Origin of the sequence: Saccharopolyspora rosea, from assembly GCF_025643595.1 — a bacterium.
Classification (GTDB): Bacteria; Actinomycetota; Actinomycetes; order Mycobacteriales; family Pseudonocardiaceae; genus Saccharopolyspora; species Saccharopolyspora rosea.
Genome location: NZ_CP102826.1, coordinates 2,906,474 through 2,923,886 on the forward strand (window position 1 = coordinate 2,906,474; position 17,413 = coordinate 2,923,886).

At 72.1% G+C, this 17,413-nt stretch carries 15 protein-coding genes; 6 read left to right on the plus strand and 9 right to left on the minus strand.

Annotated elements, in window-relative coordinates; genetic code table 11:
• Positions 1–10 precede the first annotated feature (10 nt).
• Complete coding sequence (locus NV263_RS13530; RefSeq protein WP_263253490.1) at positions 11–949, minus strand: ATP-binding cassette domain-containing protein; 939 nt, start codon at positions 947–949, stop codon at positions 11–13.
• Complete coding sequence (locus NV263_RS13535) at positions 946–1,581, minus strand: TetR/AcrR family transcriptional regulator (RefSeq protein ID WP_263253491.1); 636 nt, start codon at positions 1,579–1,581, stop codon at positions 946–948. The genes NV263_RS13530 and NV263_RS13535 overlap by 4 nt, the downstream gene beginning before the upstream one ends.
• Before the next feature lie 311 nt (positions 1,582–1,892).
• Here NV263_RS13535 and NV263_RS13540 point away from each other — a divergent pair, with 311 nt between their 5' ends.
• Positions 1,893–3,911, plus strand: a complete 2,019-nt coding sequence (locus tag NV263_RS13540; protein ID WP_263254182.1) for a putative bifunctional diguanylate cyclase/phosphodiesterase — start codon at positions 1,893–1,895, stop codon at positions 3,909–3,911.
• Positions 3,912–4,188: 277 nt separating this feature from the next.
• Here NV263_RS13540 and NV263_RS13545 read toward each other — a convergent pair whose 3' ends face one another.
• Positions 4,189–5,505: an MFS transporter gene (locus tag NV263_RS13545; protein WP_263253492.1), complete on the minus strand. Its 1,317-nt coding sequence runs from the start codon at positions 5,503–5,505 to the stop codon at positions 4,189–4,191.
• 47 nt (positions 5,506–5,552) lie between these two features.
• Entirely contained in the window at positions 5,553–5,633 is an 81-nt protein-coding gene (locus NV263_RS30710; protein ID WP_380759493.1) for a putative leader peptide, read from the minus strand.
• A gap of 356 nt (positions 5,634–5,989) precedes the next feature.
• Between NV263_RS30710 and NV263_RS13550 the strand changes: the two genes are divergently transcribed.
• The 4 genes from NV263_RS13550 to NV263_RS13565 all read left to right on the plus strand — a co-directional run bounded on the left by NV263_RS13550 (position 5,990) and on the right by NV263_RS13565 (position 11,148).
• Positions 5,990–7,159, plus strand: coding sequence for an LLM class flavin-dependent oxidoreductase (locus NV263_RS13550; RefSeq protein ID WP_263253493.1), 1,170 nt, complete (start codon positions 5,990–5,992; stop codon positions 7,157–7,159).
• A gap of 324 nt (positions 7,160–7,483) precedes the next feature.
• A complete protein-coding gene (gene sfnG / locus NV263_RS13555; protein WP_263253494.1) occupies positions 7,484–8,605 on the plus strand; it encodes a dimethylsulfone monooxygenase SfnG in 1,122 nt (373 codons plus the stop codon).
• A 52-nt stretch (positions 8,606–8,657) separates the two neighbouring features.
• Positions 8,658–9,881, plus strand: coding sequence for an acyl-CoA dehydrogenase family protein (locus NV263_RS13560; RefSeq protein WP_263253496.1), 1,224 nt, complete (start codon positions 8,658–8,660; stop codon positions 9,879–9,881).
• Between the two features lie 55 nt (positions 9,882–9,936).
• Complete coding sequence (locus NV263_RS13565) at positions 9,937–11,148, plus strand: SfnB family sulfur acquisition oxidoreductase (RefSeq protein WP_263253498.1); 1,212 nt, start codon at positions 9,937–9,939, stop codon at positions 11,146–11,148.
• A 233-nt stretch (positions 11,149–11,381) separates the two neighbouring features.
• Here NV263_RS13565 and NV263_RS13570 read toward each other — a convergent pair whose 3' ends face one another.
• The 3 genes from NV263_RS13570 to NV263_RS13580 form a co-directional block, all read right to left on the minus strand.
• Positions 11,382–12,137, minus strand: coding sequence for a GntR family transcriptional regulator (locus NV263_RS13570; protein ID WP_263253500.1), 756 nt, complete (start codon positions 12,135–12,137; stop codon positions 11,382–11,384).
• Between the two features lie 380 nt (positions 12,138–12,517).
• Complete coding sequence (locus NV263_RS13575) at positions 12,518–13,834, minus strand: MFS transporter (RefSeq protein ID WP_263253502.1); 1,317 nt, start codon at positions 13,832–13,834, stop codon at positions 12,518–12,520.
• Positions 13,835–13,981: 147 nt separating this feature from the next.
• On the minus strand, positions 13,982–14,974 hold the full coding sequence (locus NV263_RS13580; RefSeq protein WP_263253503.1) for an Acg family FMN-binding oxidoreductase: 993 nt from the start codon (positions 14,972–14,974) through the stop codon (positions 13,982–13,984).
• Positions 14,975–15,094: 120 nt separating this feature from the next.
• On the opposite strand from NV263_RS13580, the gene NV263_RS13585 reads away from it, so the two are divergent.
• A complete protein-coding gene (locus NV263_RS13585) occupies positions 15,095–15,421 on the plus strand; it encodes a DUF2795 domain-containing protein (RefSeq protein WP_263253505.1) in 327 nt (108 codons plus the stop codon).
• 4 nt (positions 15,422–15,425) lie between these two features.
• On the opposite strand, the gene NV263_RS13590 is transcribed toward NV263_RS13585, so the two are convergent.
• Both NV263_RS13590 and NV263_RS13595 read right to left on the minus strand, forming a co-directional pair.
• Positions 15,426–16,493: an NAD-dependent epimerase/dehydratase family protein gene (locus NV263_RS13590; protein WP_263253507.1), complete on the minus strand. Its 1,068-nt coding sequence runs from the start codon at positions 16,491–16,493 to the stop codon at positions 15,426–15,428.
• A gap of 553 nt (positions 16,494–17,046) precedes the next feature.
• Positions 17,047–17,334: a hypothetical protein gene (locus NV263_RS13595; protein WP_263253509.1), complete on the minus strand. Its 288-nt coding sequence runs from the start codon at positions 17,332–17,334 to the stop codon at positions 17,047–17,049.
• Between the last annotated feature and the right edge of the window lie 79 nt (positions 17,335–17,413).

Genomic DNA, 17,413 nt, shown 5'->3' on the forward strand with positions numbered 1-17,413 from the left:
TTCCCATCGGTCAGGCCGCGGCGGGGGAGTGGTGGGCCAGGGCGAGGTAGACGTCGTCCAGGGTCGGTTCGCCGATGCCGAGGTCGGCCACCTCCACGCCCGCCTCGTCCAGGGCGCGCACGACGGCGGCGAGCTCCCGGGTCGCGGTGACCGGGATGGTGACGCGCCGGTCGTCGTGGGACGGCGCGAATCCGGCCGCCCGCAACGGATCCACCGCGCGGGCCGCATCGGCCGGGTCGGCGAAGGTGGCGGTCACGCTGCGCTGGCCGACCTGGGCCTTGAGCTCGTCGGCGGTCCCCGCGGCCACCACGCGCCCGGACGACAGCACGGTGATCGAGTCGGCCAGCCGGTCGGCCTCGTCGAGGTACTGGGTGGTGAGCAGCACCGTCGTGCCGTCGGCGACCAGCTCCTCCACGATCCGCCACAGGTTCAGCCGGCTTACCGGGTCCAGACCGGTGGTGGGCTCGTCCAGGAAGATCACGTCCGGGTGGCCGACCAGGCTCGCGGACAAGTCGAGCCGCCGCCGCATGCCTCCGGAGTAGGAGCGCGCCGGTCGGCGCGCGGCCTCGGTGAGGTCGAACAGCTCCAGCAGCTCGTCGGCGCGCTGCCGGGCCTCCCGGCGGCTCGCGCCGAGCAGCCGGGCGATGAGCACCAGGTTGTCCCGTCCGGACAACTGCTCGTCGACGGCGGCGAACTGGCCGGTCAGTCCGATGCGGGTGCACACCTCGTGGCTCTGGCGCACGACGTCGTACCCGGCGATGCGGGCGGTGCCAGAGGTGGGCGGCAGCAGCGTGCTCAGGACGTTGATCAGCGTGGTCTTGCCCGCGCCGTTGTGGCCGAGCAGGCCGAGCACGCTGCCCTGCGGCACCCGCAGGCTGACGTCGTCGAGCGCCAGCACGTCGCCGAAGCGCCTGCTGACGTGGCTGACCTCGATGATCGGGTCGGTCATGACTGGCTCCCCGCCGCTGCGCCCAGCGCGCCGTGCAGCAGCACGTCCACGCGCCGCGCGACAGCGGCCTCTCGGTTGTCGTCGGACGGTTCGTCGAAACGCGCGCCCATCAGCAGGGACAGGAACATCCGGGCCAGTTCCTCGACGGGCAGCCGGAACCGGTCCCGGTCCGGGGCGAGCACGGGCACCAGCGCGTCGACCAGCCCGGTGATGAACTCCTCGCGGGCGTCGTCGGGCGCGCGGCCCTCGTCGTGGTGCCGTCGGTGCAGGTCGTAGCCGGTGGTGACCAGCGTCCGCATCATCCGGCCGAGCTGCGTGAGGTGGTCCAGGAACAGCACCCCGGCCTCGGTGAGCCGGTCGGCGAGCGGTGGTTCCGGCGCGACCGCCCGGATCCGGGCGCACAGCTGGTCGGTGCGGAACGCCTCGGTCACGCAGCTGTGCAGGATCTCGTCCTTGTCGGCGAAGGCGCGGAAGATCGTGCCCTCCGCGATCCCGGCGGCCCGCGCGATCTGCCGGGTCGTGACGTTGGCGCCGTGCTCGGCCAACAGCGGCATCGTCGCGCGCACGATCGCCTCCCGGCGCTGTTCGGGGTCCATGGCGGGCGCGCGCCGCCGGGGTCGTGTCGCGTTCACCGCACCAGTATATGAGTGAGTGCTCACTCATAGCAACCTCCGGTTCGAAGCCCGGGTGGGAAATCCTCGGCGGGGACGGGCCTTGTCCAGTGGGTTCGCAACGACGGTGCGCCTGGTCACGCCGGGACCTTCGCCCCTGCTGACCCCCTGCGCGCGTGGCTACGTTGACGTACGTTTGCGTCACCGGAACGAGCCATTTCCGGCTGTCCGGAATGCACGGAGAGTAGGGGGAAAACCATTCCGGCCGAAACCAGAATCGCGCCTCAGGGGGGGGACAGGGTGCGACGACAGGGGAGCGGGCCGAGGACCGGCTGGACCTGCTGGCCCGGGCCATCCCCGACTACGCGATCTTCATGCTCGATGTCGACGGCCACGTGACCAGCTGGAACCCGGGTGCGGAACAGATCAAGGGCTACCGCGCCGACGAGATCCTCGGACGTCACTTCGCGGTGTTCTACCCGCCGGAGCGGGTCGTCACCGGCGACCCGGACAACGCCCTGCGGGAGGCGGCCCGGGTCGGCTACCACCTCGACCAGGGCTGGCGCGTCCGCAAGGACGGCAGCCGCTTCTTCGCCGATGTGGCCATCACCGCGCTGCGCGCCTCCGACGGGCGGCTGCGCGGCTTCGCGAAGGTCACGCGGGACGAGACCGACGCCCGCACCCGGCAGGAACGGGCCAGTCGGCGGTTCAGCGACCTGTGCGGCGTGATCCCGGTCGGCATCGCGCTGTTCGACGAGTCGGGGCGGGTCGTGGACGCCAACGACACCCTGTGCCGACTGCTCTGCCTGGAGCGCGACCACCTGCGCGGCACGCACGCCGCCGACCTGCTGCACCCGCAGGACCGCGACGAGCCGCTGCTCGGCTCCCGGCCGAACAGCCCGGCCGACGAGGCGGTGCACCGCGTGCTGGCGCGCTCGGACGAGCTGCCGCTGCACTGCGACGTGCGCACCGCCGTCTCGGTGCACGACGACGGGAGCCGCTTCTGGCTGGTCGCCTTCCAGGACGTCACCGACCGGCAGCAGCAGACCGAGCGGCTGCGGTACGAGGCCACCCACGACGCGCTGACCGGCCTGCCCAACCGCCGCGCCGTCCGGGACCTGCTCGGCGAACTGATGCACGGTCCGGACGCCGAACGGGTGGCGGTGCTGTTCTGCGACGTCAACAACTTCAAGCGGATCAACGACTCGCTGGGCCACGACGCCGGGGACGAGGTGGTCGTGGAACTGGCCCGGCGGCTGCGCGAGGGCGTGCCGCCGTGCTGCACCGCCGCGCGGCTGTCCGGCGACGAGTTCGTGGTCGTCTGCCCGGACGTCGGCGGCGTCGGCGGGCTGTCGCGGCTGGCCGAGGTCGTCTCCGGAGTGCTGCGCACCGCCGTGCCGGTGCGCGGGCAGCTGGTGCGGGTCTCGGCGGCGGTCGGCGGGGTCGTCGGCGCGGACGCCGCGGGGCGCGGCGAGGACCTGCTGCGCTTCGCCGACGCGGCGATGTACCGGGCCAAGCGGGGCGGCCCCGGGCGGGTGTCGCTGGCGGATCCCGCCCTGGTCGCCGCCGTGGACGGCCAGCTGCGGCTGGAGACCGAACTGCGCGAGGCCATCGAGGGCGACGGCCTGACCCTGCACTACCAGCCGATCACCGACGGCCGCGGCGAGATCCTGAGCGCGGAGGCGTTGGTGCGCTGGCACCACCCGGTGCACGGCTTGCTCTCCCCGGGCGCGTTCCTGCCGGTCGCCGAGCAGAGCGACCTGCTGCCCGACCTGGACCGGTGGGTGCTGCGCACCGCGCTGGCCGAGGCCGCCGGCTGGCCCACACCGGGCGGGCGCCACCCCAGCATCGCGGTCAACCTGTCGGGTCTGCTGCCGCACCACCCCGAGTTCGCCGCGGAGATCGCCGCGAGCATCGACGAGTCCGGCATCGACCCGCGCCGGGTGGTGCTGGAGCTGGTGGAGACCGTGCTGCTGGACCTGCCCGCCGGTCCCCGGCGGGTGATGGAGGAGCTGGCCGAACAGGGCGTGCGGTTCGCCGTCGACGACTTCGGCACCGGTTACTCCTCGCTCGCCCGGCTCAAGGACACGCCCACCCAGATCATCAAGGCGGACCGCCAGTTCGTCGCCGGGCTCGGCGAGGACGGGCGCGACCTGGCGATCGCGCGGGCGGTCGCGGAGTTCGCGCACGCCCTGGGCTGCCTGTGCGTGGCCGAGGGCGTGGAGACCCGCGACCAGCACGACCTGCTGGCCGGGGTGGGCATCGACGCCTACCAGGGCTGGCTGTTCTCCCACGCGCTGCCGCGCGAGGAGTTCCGCGACCTCCTGGGCGACGGCCGGCTGCACCGGTGAGAGCCTGTCTTCGAACTCGTTTTGCGAGGCGGTGCCGGTGGCGGAACCTCAGCGGCCGTCTCGGCTGTGGGAGCCCCTCCTGATGTATGCCCAATACACGGCGTCGGGGCTGTCCTCGCGAGACGACCGCTGAGAACCCGCGGCGGTGCCGGTTGCGAGATCGCTCACCGAAAGAGAAAGCGGCTGTCGCCGCTTGCCACGCGGGTTCCGGGACCAAGTTCAGCTCTGAGGTTCCGCTCCCGGCACCGCCACCCACAAGGAGTTCGAAGACGGGCTCTCAGAAGTGCAGATCGCGCGGCCGCAACGCCAGTGCCGCGGCCGCGCCCACCAGTCCGGTGGCCGCCAGGTACGCGCACGCCCACCACGGGGAGCCGCCGCCCGCATCGACCAGCGCGGTGATGACCAGCGGCGTCAGGCCCGAGGCGTAGATCCCGGAGAACTGGTACACGAACGACGTCCCGGTGTAGCGCAGCCGCACCGGCGACAGCTGGGCGTACAGCGTGCCCTGCGGCGCGTAGAGCACCGCGTGCACCACGCCGAGCACCAGCACGATCACCACACCGCTCAGCAGCGGATCCCGCGTCTGGAAGGCCAGGAACGCCGGGGGGACCGACAGCGCGAACAGCACCGCGCCGATCGCGTACGACCGGCGCGGCGTCCAGCGGTCGGCGAGCCGGCCGAACACCGGCAGCAGCACCGCCAGCACGATCGCGGCGGCCATGACCGACACCAGCACCCCGGTCCGCGGCAGGTGCAGCGTCGAGGTCGCGTAGGACAGGAAGAACACTGCCCAGGTGTTGAACGCCGCGCCCTCCGCCCACCGCGACAGCAGTCCGAGCACGGTGTTGCGGCGGGTGGCGCGGTCGCGGAACAGGTCCAGGAACGGTGCGCGGACGGTCCCGCGTTCGGCCCGGACCTGTTCGAAGGCCGGGGTTTCGGCCACCCGCAGCCGGATCAGCAGGCCGACGAACACCAGCACGACGCTGAGGCCGAAGGCGATCCGCCAGCCGTAGCCGAGGAACTGGCGTTCGTCGAGCAGGTTGCCCAGCAGCGCGAACAGCCCGGTTCCCAGGCCGAGCCCGAGCGCGAGTCCCACCTGCGGCCACGCCCCGTACCGGGCCCGCCGGCCCGGTGGTGCGTACTCCACGGCCAGCAGCACCGCGCCCGCCCACTCGCCGCCGACCGCCAGGCCCTGCACCACGCGCAGCGCCACCAGCAGCAGCGGTGCGAGCAGACCGATGTCCTGGTAGGTGGGCAACGCCCCCATCGCCGCCGTGGCCGCGCCCATCAGGACCATCGTCGCGACCAGCGTGCGCTTGCGGCCGATGCGGTCACCGATGTGTCCGAAGAGGACACCGCCGATGGGGCGAGCCGCGAAACCCACGAAGAAGGTGGCGAACGCGAGCATCGTCGACACCGCCGCGTCCTGGGTGGGGAAGAAGAGCCGGTCGAACACCAGGCTCGCCGCGGTGCTGTAGAGGAAGAAGTCGTACCACTCGATGGTGGTGCCCAGCAGGCTGGACACCAGGACGGTGCGGATCTCGGCCTGCCGGACTGGCCGGGGCGCGGTCGCGGCGTGCAGACCGGCGGTCACAACGTGCCTCCTGCTCCGGTTCGGGGTGGTGGTGCGGGATCGCGGCGTCAGGCGCGCGGACACGCCGCCGACGCCACCCGCAGCAGGTCGACGTGGTGGCGCGCGGTCAACAACACCGGCAGAGGCACGCACCTGACGCTAGGGAGCCCGGTCGCGAGGTGTCAACGCGGGTCGGGTGCCGCTCAGCATCTGGGAACCGCCGACGCCCGTCGATCTTTGGTCCGATGTGGACTGAGGTCCGGTGCGCCGACCGCGCACCGGCACCGAGCGAGGTCCGCGTGGTGGGAGCGGTTGACACCCGGCGGAACCGGTGCTGCGATCGGCGGGTGATGGTCGCTGCGCTGTTCACCAGGCGTCGGCACGTGGACTTCCACCGCGTGGCGACCCAGGCGTGTCGTTCCTGAACCATCCCGCCTGCCACGCACCGCCCGCCCTCCTCGCGCGCCGGGCCGGACTCCTGCTCGTCTTCCTGGGAGAAACACACATGTCGTTGACGTTCCACTGGTTCCTGCCCACCTACGGCGACAGCCGCTACCTGGTCGGGGGCGGCCACGGCGTGGCCACCACGACGGCCGGGGGCGCGCGTCCGGCGACGCTGGGCTACCTCGGGCAGATCGCGCGCAGTGCCGAACAACTCGGGTTCGCCGGTGCGCTGACGCCGACCGGGGCGTGGTGCGAGGACGCCTGGCTGTCGACCGCGATGCTCACCGAGGTCACCGAGCGGCTGAAGTTCCTCGTCGCGTTCCGGCCCGGACTGCTGTCGCCGACGCTCGGCGCGCAGATGGCCGCCACCTTCCAGCGGCACTCCCGGGGGCGGTTGCTGCTCAACGTGGTGACCGGCGGGGAGAGCGCCGAACAGCGCGCCTACGGCGACTTCCTGGACAAGGCCGCCCGCTACGCCCGCTGCGACGAGTTCCTGCACGTGGTGCGGTCGCTGTGGCGCGGTGAGCGGGTCGACTTCACCGGCGAGCACCTGCGCGTCGAGGGCGCCGAGCTCACCCGCACCCCGAACCCCGTGCCGACCGTCTACTTCGGAGGGTCCTCGGCGGAGGCGGGCCGGGTCGCCGCGCGGCACAGCGACGTCTACCTGACCTGGGGTGAGCCACCGGCCCAGGCCGCCGAGAAGATCAGCTGGATCCGCGGGCTGGCGGCCGAGCAGGGGCGCTCCCCGCGGTTCGGCATCCGGCTGCACGTGATCAGCCGCGACAGCTCCGAGCAGGCGTGGGCGGAGGCGCAGCGGCTGCTGGACGCGTTGGATCCCGCGACGATCTCCCGGGTGCAGGACGGCTTGGGGCGCAGCGAATCCGAGGGGCAGCGCAGGATGCGCGAGCTGCACGGCGGATCGACCGCGGACCTGGAGATCTACCCCAACCTGTGGGCGGGTGTCGGTCTGGTGCGCGGCGGTGCGGGGACCGCGCTGGTCGGCAGCCACGCCGAAGTCGCCGAGCGGATCGAGGAGTACCACGCGTTGGGCATCGACGAGTTCGTGCTGTCCGGGCACCCGCACCTGGAGGAGGCGTACTGGTTCGGCGAAGGCGTGCTGCCGATCCTGGAGCGCAAGGGCCTGTGGCGGCATCCGGCCGCCGAGGTCGACGACTCCGCTGTCAGCATCCCGTTCGCGGGCGCCGGGGCGGTGCCGACGCCGTCGAGCTGACCGGTCGGTCCTGGCGAGCGCGGAAGGCGGTCCTGCGGCCGCCTTCCGCGCTTTTCGTTTTCCTGGACCGGAATGTGGGAGGTTCCGGGACCGGGATGTGGGAGGCGTTGACACTGCGTTGCGCGGTCTGCTGCGATGGTAGCGTGATCTTCGGGAACGAGCTGACGCGGCGACGTCACGTCGATCTGGTCCGCGTCTGCGCCCAGGCGTGTCGCGGCTGCTGATCTTCTTACACCGCACCGAATTCCCCTTTCCAGCACGCGCGGAGAGCGCTGCTGCCACCGGCGCACGCCCGCGCGTCGTTCTCCCGTCTGGAGCCGAATCATGTCCGACGACAACCCGGCGGAACCGCTGCGGTTCGCCTACTGGGTGCCCAACGTCAGCGGTGGTCTGGTCACCAGCACCATCGAACAACGCACCGAATTCACCTTCGAGTACAACGAAAAACTCGCCCGGCTGGCCGAGAACAGCGGTTTCGAGTACGCGCTGAGCCAGGTCCGCTACGCCTCCAGCTACGGTGCGGCGCAGCAGCACGACCCGGCCGCGTTCAGCCTCGGCCTGCTGCTGGCCACCGAACGGCTCAAGCTCATCGTCGCCGCCCACCCGGGCCTGTGGCACCCCGCGATCCTGGCGAAGTTCGGGATCACCGCGGACGTCCTGTCGCAGGGCCGGTTCGCGGTGAACATCGTCAGCGGCTGGTTCAAGGACGAGTTCACCGGGCTCGGCGAACCGTGGCTGGAGCACGACGAACGCTACCGGCGCGCCGAGGAGTTCATCCGCGTGCTGCGCGGCCTGTGGACCGGGCCGAACTTCGAGTTCGGCGGCGACTTCTACCGCATCCACGACTTCAGCCTGCGACCGCAGCCGCACGACGTACCCGGCCGCGCGCACCCGGAGATCTTCCAGGGCGGCAACTCCACCGCGGCGCGCCGGCAGGCGGGTCGCGTGTCGGACTGGTACCTCAGCAACGGCAAGGACTTCGACGGTTTCGCCGAGCAGGTGTCCGACGTGCGTGCGGTGGCCGCCGAGCACGGGCGCACCGTGCGGTTCGGGATCAACGGGTTCCTCATCGCCCGCGACACCGAGGCCGCCGCCCGCGACGTGCTCCGCGAGATCGTCGACAAGGCCGACCGCGGTGCGGTGGAAGGCTTCCGCGAACAGGTCCGCCAGGCCGGGAAGTCCACTTCGGACGGAAAGGGCATGTGGGCGGACTCGGAGTTCGCCGACCTCGTGCAGTACAACGACGGTTTCCGCACCGGCCTGATCGGCACTCCCGAGCAGATCGCGCACCGCATCATCGAGTACAAGAAGCGCGGCGCGAACCTGATCCTGCTCGGTTTCCTGCACTACCTGGAGGACGTCGAGCACTTCGGCACGCACGTGCTGCCGATCGTCCGCGAACTCGAAGCCGAACTCGACCGCACCGGCGACCCGGTCGGCGTCTGAACACAGCCACGCACAACGAGTTCGTCACACATACTTTTCAGAGGAGACCGTCATGAGCATCACCGACACGTCGCCGGACTTCACCACGCGACCGTCGAGTTCGCAGGAGTGGATCGAACGCGCCAGGCAGGTCGCGGCCGTGCTGGCGACCGACGCGGTGCAGCGCGACCGCGCCGGTCGCACCCCGCACGCCGAAGTGCAGCTGCTCAAGGACGCGGGTCTGGTGACCCTGCTCGGACCCGAGGAGCACGGCGGAGCGGGCGAGACCTGGTCCACCGCCTACCGGGTCACCCGCGAGGTCGCCCGGGGTGACGGTTCGATCGGCCAGCTGCTCGGCTACCACTACCTGTGGGCGTGGGCGGCCCGGCTGGTCGCCACCCCGGAGCAGATCGAGGAGGTGGAACGGCTCTACACCGCGGGAAACCTGTTCTTCGGCGGTGCGGTCAACCCGCGCGACAACGACCTGGTCATCACCGACGAGGGCGAGGAACTCGTGTTCCGCGGCCGCAAGTCGTTCTCCACCGGCAGCAAGGTTTCCGACCTGACCGTGCTGGAGGGCGTGCTGAAGGGCACCGACCAGCACGTGTTCGCCATCGTTCCGTCCACTCAGGACGGAATCGTGTTCGGCGACGACTGGGACAACCTGGGGCAGCGGCTCACCGAGTCGGGCAGCGTGGAGATCCGCGACGTGCGGGTGCCGTGGTCGGCCGCGGCCGGGTACGTCGACAAGCAGTTCCGCCCGCTGACCTACAACACCCTGAACCTGCCCACGATCCAGCTGGTGTTCGCCAACTTCTACCTGGGCATCGCGCAGGGCGCGCTCGCGGCGGCCACCGCCTACACGCGGGAGCGGACCCGGCCGTGGCCCTACGGCGGGGACAACAAGGACACCGCCTCCGAGGAGTTCTACGTGCTGGACACCTACGGCGACCTGCAGTCCAAGCTGTGGGCCGCGGAGGCGCTGGTCGACCGGGCGGTCGAGGAGATCGAACCGCTGCTGCACGGCGACCGCGAGGCGGTCACGCCCGAGCAGCGGGGACAGGTGGCGGTGCGGATCGCCGCGGCCAAGCAGCGCATCATCGACACCGGTTTGGAGATCGCCACCCGCGTCTTCGAGGTCACCGGTGCCCGCGCCACCGCGAACTCCGTGGGCCTGGACATCTACTGGCGGAACCTGCGCACGCACAGCCTGCACGACCCGGTGGCCTACAAGCGGGTCGAGGTCGGCCGGTACGCGCTGCTCGGCGAACTGCCGGAACCCACCTGGTACACCTGACCGCCCCGGCTCGGGGGCCGCACGGCCCCCGAGCCCCACCCGCCGAGGAGACCCGATGACAGTTCCGGCGCAGGCACCGGCGCGGGCCGCGCACGTCGTGGGCGACGACGCCGAGGCGCTCGAAATCGCCGCCCGGCTCGCCGAGCGGTTCGCCACCGGTGCCGCCGACCGCGACCTGCGGCGCGCGCTCCCGCACGCCGAGCTCGACGAGCTGTCCGCGAGCGGACTGCTGGGCATCACGGTGCCGCGCGAGCACCGGGGCGCGGACGTCGGCACGCGTACCCTGCTGGAGGTGTTCCGCCGGATCGCCGCAGCGGATCCCAACATCGCGCAGATCCCGCAGAGCCACTTCGTGTACGTCAACGTGCTGCGGGAGAACGGAACCCAGCACCAGCGGCGGTTCTTCTTCTCCGAAGTGCTGGCCGGCAGGCGGTTCGGCAACGCCCAGGCGGAGGCCGGAAGCCGCACCGCACAGGAGATCCGCACCCGCCTGGAATCCACTGAGGATGGTCAATTCGTCCTCAGTGGAAAGAAGGCGTACTCGACGGGAGCGCTGCTGGCGCATTGGATCCCGGTGCTGGCCAAGGACGAGCAGGACCGCCTCCAGGTGGCTTACGTGCCCCGCGAGGCCGACGGCGTCACCGTCGTCGACGACTGGGCGGGCATGGGGCAGCGGACCACCGCCAGCGGCACCGTCGAACTCGACGGCGTCCGCGTCCCGGCCGACCGGGTGGTGGCGCACCACCGCACGTTCGACCGCCCGCAGCTGCACGGCGCGCTCGCCCAGGCGCTGCACGCGGCGATCGACGTCGGCATCGCCTCCGGTGCGCTCGCCGACGCCGCCGAGTTCGTGCGCACCCGCAGCCGCCCGTGGGGCGAAGCCGGGGTGGACTCGGCCGCCGAGGACCCGCTCACCGTGCAGCGGTTCGGCGAACTCGCGGTGCGGGTGCGCGCCGCCGAGGCCCTGCTGGACAAGGCGGGCGAGGCGATCGACGAGGCGCGCGCCGACCTCGACGACGATTCCGCGGCCGCCGCCTCCATCGCGGTCGCCACCGCCAAGGCGTACGCGGACGGCGCCGCGGTGGAACTGGGCAGCGCCCTGTTCGAGGTCGCGGGCACCCGCGCCAGTCACGCCGAGACCAACCTGCACCGGCACTGGCGCAACGCGCGCACGCACACCCTGCACGACCCGGTGCGCTGGAAGATCCAGCACATCGGCCGCTACGCGCTCAACGGGACGCATCCACCCCGCAACGGCCAGATCTGAGCCGGCCACCCGCCGCCGAGGGGCCGCTGAGTTCAGCGGCCCCTCGGCGGCGGGCGCTCACACTTCGCGCGAGACGCGTGCGGTGTTGCTGACCGCGACGAGCAGGAGTTTGGCGTTCTCGTCGAGGGCGTGCCAGCCGCCGGGCCGGGATCGCGCGGGCGGTCCCACTCCGCGCGGCTCGGGAACGCCGACGAGCACCGCCGGCCGGACCGGCGTCGTCGCCGACAGCCCGATCAGGCGCGTTCCCCGGTCCGCCGCAGCACGCTGCGCAGCGTGATCCGGTCGCCGCGGATGCGGATCGACTCCAGGTCCACCGGACGGTTGTCGGCCAGCCGCGTCAGGCGGTCGATCGCGAACACCGCCGCACCCTCGGCCACCCCGAGCACGGCGGCGGTCTCCGCGTCGGCGTTGACCGACTGCACCGACACCTCCGCCGACCCCAGCGGCATCCCCGAGGTCTCCTCGATGAGCGCGAACACGTCGCGGTTCTCCAGGTCCTCGGACAGCAGCGGCGCGCCGATGTCCTCGGCCAGGTAGGTCAGGTCCAGCGACAGCGGCCGATCCCCGAGCCACCGCAGCCGCTCCAGGTACACCACCGGCTGCTCCGCGGCCAGCCCCAGCCGCGCCGCGACCGCGTCCGGCGGGCGGATCCGGTGGGCGGCCCGGACCTCATTGCTGATCGGCCCGTGCTCGTGCAGCGCCTCGGCCAACCCCGCCAGCCGGTCCAGCCCGTGCTCGTACTTGCGCGCCACGACCCGCGTCCCGACACCGCGGTTGCGCACCACCAGCCCTTCCGCGCTGAGCAACCGCAGCGCCTCCCGCACCGCGTTGCGCGACGCGCCGTGCTCGGCGACGAGCGTGCGTTCGTCGGGCAGCAGCCCGGTTCCGAACACCCCGTCGGCGATCTGCTGCCGCACCACGTCGGCGACCTGCCGAGCCCGGTCGGCGCGCAGTCGCCACGCGCCCCGGGCCGTCCGCGGATCGGACACCGCTGGGCTCCCCTCGTCCGTCGGTCGTGCCGCGGACGCTACCCGCCGAATATTGCGCCGGAGTTACGCCACCCCGCAGTGACCTGCACGAACGCTCCACGTGCGAGTTCATGCGACAGCCCGGCGAGCTCCGCCGGGGACGGGCCTCAGTGCCTGTCTTCGAACCTGCTCCCGGAACAGGCGTGGCAAGCGGCGCCAGCCGCTTTCTCTTTCGGTGAGTACGCAAGCAACTTGCACCGCCGCGGGTTCTCAGCGGTCGTCTCGCGAGGACAGCCCCGACGCTGTGTGGGCATACATGAGTCGGGGCTCCCGGAGCCGAGACGGCCGCTGAGGTTCCGCCACCGGCACCGCCTCGCAAAACGAGTTCAAAAGACAGGCTCTCAGGCGGTGGCGGGCTTGGGCCGGGTGGCCGGGTCGGCGACGCCGGCGGGCTTGCGCGGCATCGCGACGAGCGCGACCAGCGAGATCACCGCGCACCCGACGATGTACCAGCTGATGCCGGTGCTGCTGCCGGTCTGCTGCAGGATCGCGGCGGCGATGAGCGGAGCCGGACCGCCCGCGGTGACCGACGCGAGCTGGTAGCCCAGCCCCGCGCCGCTGTAGCGCACGTTGGTGCCGAAGCTCTCCGCGATCAGCGCCGCCTGCGGGCCGTACTGCATGTCGTGCACGATCAGCGACAGCACGATGCCCAGCAGCACCAGGCCGGACACGCGGGTGTCCAGCAGACCGAAGTAGGGGAACGCGTACAGCCCGGTGCACACCACGCCCGCGCCGTAGACCAGCCGCCGTCCCACCCGGTCCGACAGGTGTCCGAAGAACGGCACGCTGATCAGGCCGATCGCCGCGGCGATGAGGGTGTAGGTGAGCAGTTCGCCGCGCGGCATCTCCAGCTGCTTGGTGCCGTAGGTGAGCACGAACGTGACGAACAGGTAGAACGGCGCCTGCTCGGACAGCCGGACGAGCATCGACGTGAGGATCTCCAGCGGGTGGCGGCGGATCGCGGCGAGCACCGGCAGCCGCTCCACCGCCCGGACCTCCTTGACCCGGGCGAAGTCGGGGCTCTCCGCGACGCTCAGCCGCACCCACAGGCCCACGCCGATGAGCACCGCGCTCGCCAGGAACGGGATCCGCCAGCCCCACGCCTCGAAACCGTCCCCGGTGACGGCGCTGCACGCGGCGACCGCCGCGGTGGACAGCAGCAGGCCCAGCGGCACGCCCAGCTGCGGCATGCTCGTCAGCAGCCCGCGCCGGCGCGGGCTGCCCCACTCCATCGACATCAGCACCGAGCCGCCCCACTCACCGCCGACGCCGATCCCCTGCACCACGCGCAGCAGCGTGAGCAGCACCGGAGCGGCCACTCCGAGCACGCCGTAGCCGGGCAGGACACCGATCAGCACGGTGGCGATCCCCATCAGCAGCAGCGTGCTGACCAGGGTGGCCTTGCGCCCGATCCGGTCGCCGTAGTGCCCGAACACGGCCGCCCCGAGCGGCCGGGCCAGGAACCCGACGAACAACGTGCCGAACGACTCCAGCACGCCCGCGCTGGGCGTGCCGGTGGGGAAGAACAGCTTCGGGAAGACGAGCGCGGCGACCGTGCCGTACAGGAAGAAGTCGTACCACTCGATCGTCGTGCCCACGGTGCTGGCGACCACCGCGCGGCGCAGCTGCACGCGGTCCGGACTGCTCTGACGCGGCATGATGGGCTCCATTGGCTCAGCCACTCGACCAAACAGTGATTCGGAACACTGCTACGCGGCCGGTCACCTGTCAAGGGAGTATGTGCTCGGGTGTCCGCTTCGCGCTCAGTACCCGTCTGAGCCTTCGAACCCGTTGCGAGCTGCGGCTCAGCCCAGTTCGGTGGGCGGTCTGCGCGAGGTGCGCGGCACCGGGATCGGTTCGGCGAAGCCGAAGCGCATCACGACCTGCGGGTGTCCGGACAGCTGCAGGGCGGATCGCAGGCCCTCGCGGACCTCGCCGACGTGCAGCGGCTGCGTCATCACCGAGGCGGCGATGCCCATCGCGGTCGCGGACAGCCACGCGTGCTCCATGGCCTCCCCGGCGTGCACGTGGTCGAACGGGTCATCCCCGTCGGTGGCCAGCAGCAGGACCGACTCGTCCTCGATGTGGTCGGCGAGCACTTCGGGGTCGGGGATGCGGGTGGTGGAGCGCACCAGTCCCATCGCGGCCAGCCCGCTCTCGGCCAGCGCCTCGACCGGCATCCCGGCGTCGTCGAACACCCCGGCCGGGAACGTCCAGGCGGTCAGTTCGCGCTGGTAGAGCCGGTCGGCGCGGAAGATCCCGGCGGCCTGGACCAGGTGCTGGGCCAGCTCCCGCGCCGCGTCCTCGCCGATGATCCACAGCGGCCGGACGCCGGGGGCGGACGCGGCGTGCAGCAGGGTTTCGCGTTGCAGGTGGGGCAGCGGCGTGTCGGCGAAGTTCCGCCGGTAGGACGACCGGCGCGGGATCGCCTGGAACCGGCGCAGTTCGGTGGCGCTGGGCGGGGCGCGCCGCGCGGCGGTCACCACCGCGGCGCGCGGCTCGGCCTCCACCCGGACGTCCGCCGACCAGCCGGTGCGGCGCACGGCCAGGACCAGGTTGGTCAGCGCCGCGCCGAAGGACACCAGCAGGTCCCGGTGTTCGGGGTCGTGCCGCTCGACCGCGGCCGGTTCGCGCACCTCCAGCGTGGCCTGCCGCCCCTGCGCGGACAGCCGCCACGGCTGGGTGTTGTGCACCGACGGCGCTCGGGCGACCGCCCGCACGAGCAGTTCGACCTCGTCGTGCGTCCACGGCGGTTTGCCGCGCCTGAGGGCGCCTCTGGGCTGTCTCCGCCAGATCATCCGGTGCTCCTTCCGGACCGCCGGTGCCCTGGTGGTACCCGTGCGTCCGCGCTGCCGAACATGGCCGGGGCGCCGCGCGGGTAGCCGCTGGGCGTTGGATCCGATCGACGAGGAGCGACGATGAGCACCGATCGCGCCGCCGTGCAAGCCACGCTCTCCGGGATGTCGTTCCCGGCGAGCAAGGAGGAGCTGGTCTCCTACGCGCAGAACAACGGGGCCGACGAGGACACGGTGCGCGCCCTGCGCGCGATGCCGCCCGCCGACTACGACAACGTCGCCGAGGTGATCCGGTCGGTTCCGCTGGACAAGGCCGCTGAGGAGGGCCAGTCCAGCTCGGACAAGGCGCAGCAGGCGAGGCAGCGGACCCGCAGCGGGCTCGCCGAGCACCAGACCGAGGTGCCCAGCAACCCGATCGTGGAGGAGCTCGGGGAGAACCGCGGCAGCTGAGCCGTCACGGCCGGGCGCCGACGCCCGTGCGGATCTCCGCCAGGCGTCCGCCCGGCACGTTCGGCCGCAGCGGTGGCGTCGCCATGCCCGACGTGGTGCGCAGCCCGCGCAGGAACTCCTCGATCGCGTCGGTGGCGCTGCGCCGGGGAGCCCAGCCGAGTTCGGAACGCGCCCTGGCGGTGTCCATCACGGGCAGCCGCAGGAACGTGTCGAACAGCTCCGGCGACGCCGGGACGAGGCGCAGCCGCCACGCGGCGGCCAACGCGGAGCGCACCGGCCACGCGGGCACCGGGACGGTGCGCGCGCCGAACATCTCGGCCAGCACGCGGGCGTCGACGAGCGGCTCGGCGGCGATGTTGAACGCCCCGGACACCGAGGACAGCGCCGCCAACCGGTACGCCTCGCCGACGTCGTCGCTGTGGACGGCCTGGAACCGCAGTCCCGACGGCAGCGGTAGCACCGGCAGCGCCTCGGGCCGCACCAACCGGTCCACCACCAGCGGGCCCAGGAACAGCCGCCGCTGCTGGGAAGCGGATCCGGCCTTGAAGCAGAACGCGGTGCGCATCCGCACCACGCGGACGTCGGGGTGCCGCTGCTCGAAGGCGTCCAGGCACCGCTCCAGGTATGCCTTCTCCCGGCTGTAGGCCGAACCCGGCCAGCCGTGCGTGGGCCACTGCTCGTCGACCGGCCGCCGCCGCGGCCCGGGCGAGTACGCGGCGACCGACGAGGCGTGCACGAACGAGGGCACCCCGGCGGCGGCCACCGCGTCGAGCACGCGCAGCGTGCCGAGCACGTTGGTGCGCCAGGTCGTGACGGGGTCGCGCGTCGGCTGGAAGATCCAGGCCAGGTGGATCACGGCTTCGGCGGTGCGGAACGTCTCGACGAGGTCGTCGTCGACGACGTCGGTGCGCAGCCACCGGGTCTTCGGACCGGTGACCTCGGGTTCGCGGCGCGACATCGCCACGATCGTGCGGACCCGGGGGTCGGCCTCCAGCGCCTGCACCACGCTCGTCCCGATGTTGCCGGTCGCACCGACCACGGCCACCTGTCCGGAGCTGTCCCTCGCGCTCATCCGCACCTCCCGGCCGGTTGGTCCCGCGCCTTCGGTTTCCCGCGCTGCGGCCGGGCAAACGCGCGTGTGCGGAGATCCGCCGCCGGACGGGGGAGTGGGCGCGCTGCCGGACGAGTACCTGGTGCACCAGGACGGCCCGTCGCGCCGCGCCTGGGCCACCACCTGGCGGCGGCCCTGCGGTGCCGTCCGCGACCCGCCCGACCGCACAGCTTCGCGTGGTCCGATCCCGCGGGCTGGTCCGCACCGATCCGCGAATTCGCGACGGCGGCCACCGCCGAGCCGCAACGGTGATCGGCGGGCGGCTCGCGACAATGCGCCGGCGCTGTCGTAAAGGTGATCGCGCCGGAATTCCGTGATCCGGTACCGGCGGAACACATCGAACACCCATTTCCGCTCGCCAGGTTTTCCGCGGACGCCTTTCCGCCCGACCCCGCGCGCGGCGGCCGGTTGCGCGCGGGGTCGGGTGAACGGGGTCCGGTCGCGCACCGGATCCGCCCGCGCGGCGCCCCACCCCCGGGCAGCGGGCGGTTCCGCGTACGGTCGGGCGCAACCATCACCCCACTGGGCGAGCTGACGGCGTGATCACTCCTGCGTTGTGCAGGTTGCACGTTCTTCTGCCATCCGGAATGGCGCAGGTCACCGCTTGCGCCGGAACGTCCTGGGTGGCGCTGGCCAGCGCTCGGACGCGCCAAATGTCCGGAATGCGAGTCTGGTCGAGATCTTTTCCGTCTGGAGAAAGTTTCAACAAAATGTTGACGGTGGTCGGATCCCGGACGTAGCTTTCCTGCAACTCGACACCGCGAGCACCGGTGAGGCCGGGGTCGAAAGCGAGAGGAGGCATCGGAGCCCGTCACCGCGTCCGGTTCGACCCGTCGAAGTTCTTTCCGTCGTGTCGGCACCGGGGGTGCGTGCCGGAATTC

What these genes read in the sequence shown, in the direction of transcription:
- NV263_RS13530 (WP_263253490.1), bottom strand. Translation starts at nt 949, where the DNA reads ATGACCGACCCGATCATCGAGGTCAGCCACGTCAGCAGGCGCTTCGGC.
- NV263_RS13550 (WP_263253493.1), top strand. Translation starts at nt 5,990, where the DNA reads ATGTCGTTGACGTTCCACTGGTTCCTGCCCACCTACGGCGACAGCCGC.
- sfnG (WP_263253494.1), top strand. Translation starts at nt 7,484, where the DNA reads ATGTCCGACGACAACCCGGCGGAACCGCTGCGGTTCGCCTACTGGGTG.
- NV263_RS13560 (WP_263253496.1), top strand. Translation starts at nt 8,658, where the DNA reads ATGAGCATCACCGACACGTCGCCGGACTTCACCACGCGACCGTCGAGT.
- NV263_RS13565 (WP_263253498.1), top strand. Translation starts at nt 9,937, where the DNA reads ATGACAGTTCCGGCGCAGGCACCGGCGCGGGCCGCGCACGTCGTGGGC.
- NV263_RS13575 (WP_263253502.1), bottom strand. Translation starts at nt 13,834, where the DNA reads ATGCCGCGTCAGAGCAGTCCGGACCGCGTGCAGCTGCGCCGCGCGGTG.
- NV263_RS13580 (WP_263253503.1), bottom strand. Translation starts at nt 14,974, where the DNA reads ATGATCTGGCGGAGACAGCCCAGAGGCGCCCTCAGGCGCGGCAAACCG.
- NV263_RS13585 (WP_263253505.1), top strand. Translation starts at nt 15,095, where the DNA reads ATGAGCACCGATCGCGCCGCCGTGCAAGCCACGCTCTCCGGGATGTCG.
- NV263_RS13590 (WP_263253507.1), bottom strand. Translation starts at nt 16,493, where the DNA reads ATGAGCGCGAGGGACAGCTCCGGACAGGTGGCCGTGGTCGGTGCGACC.
- NV263_RS13595 (WP_263253509.1), bottom strand. Translation starts at nt 17,334, where the DNA reads ATGCCTCCTCTCGCTTTCGACCCCGGCCTCACCGGTGCTCGCGGTGTC.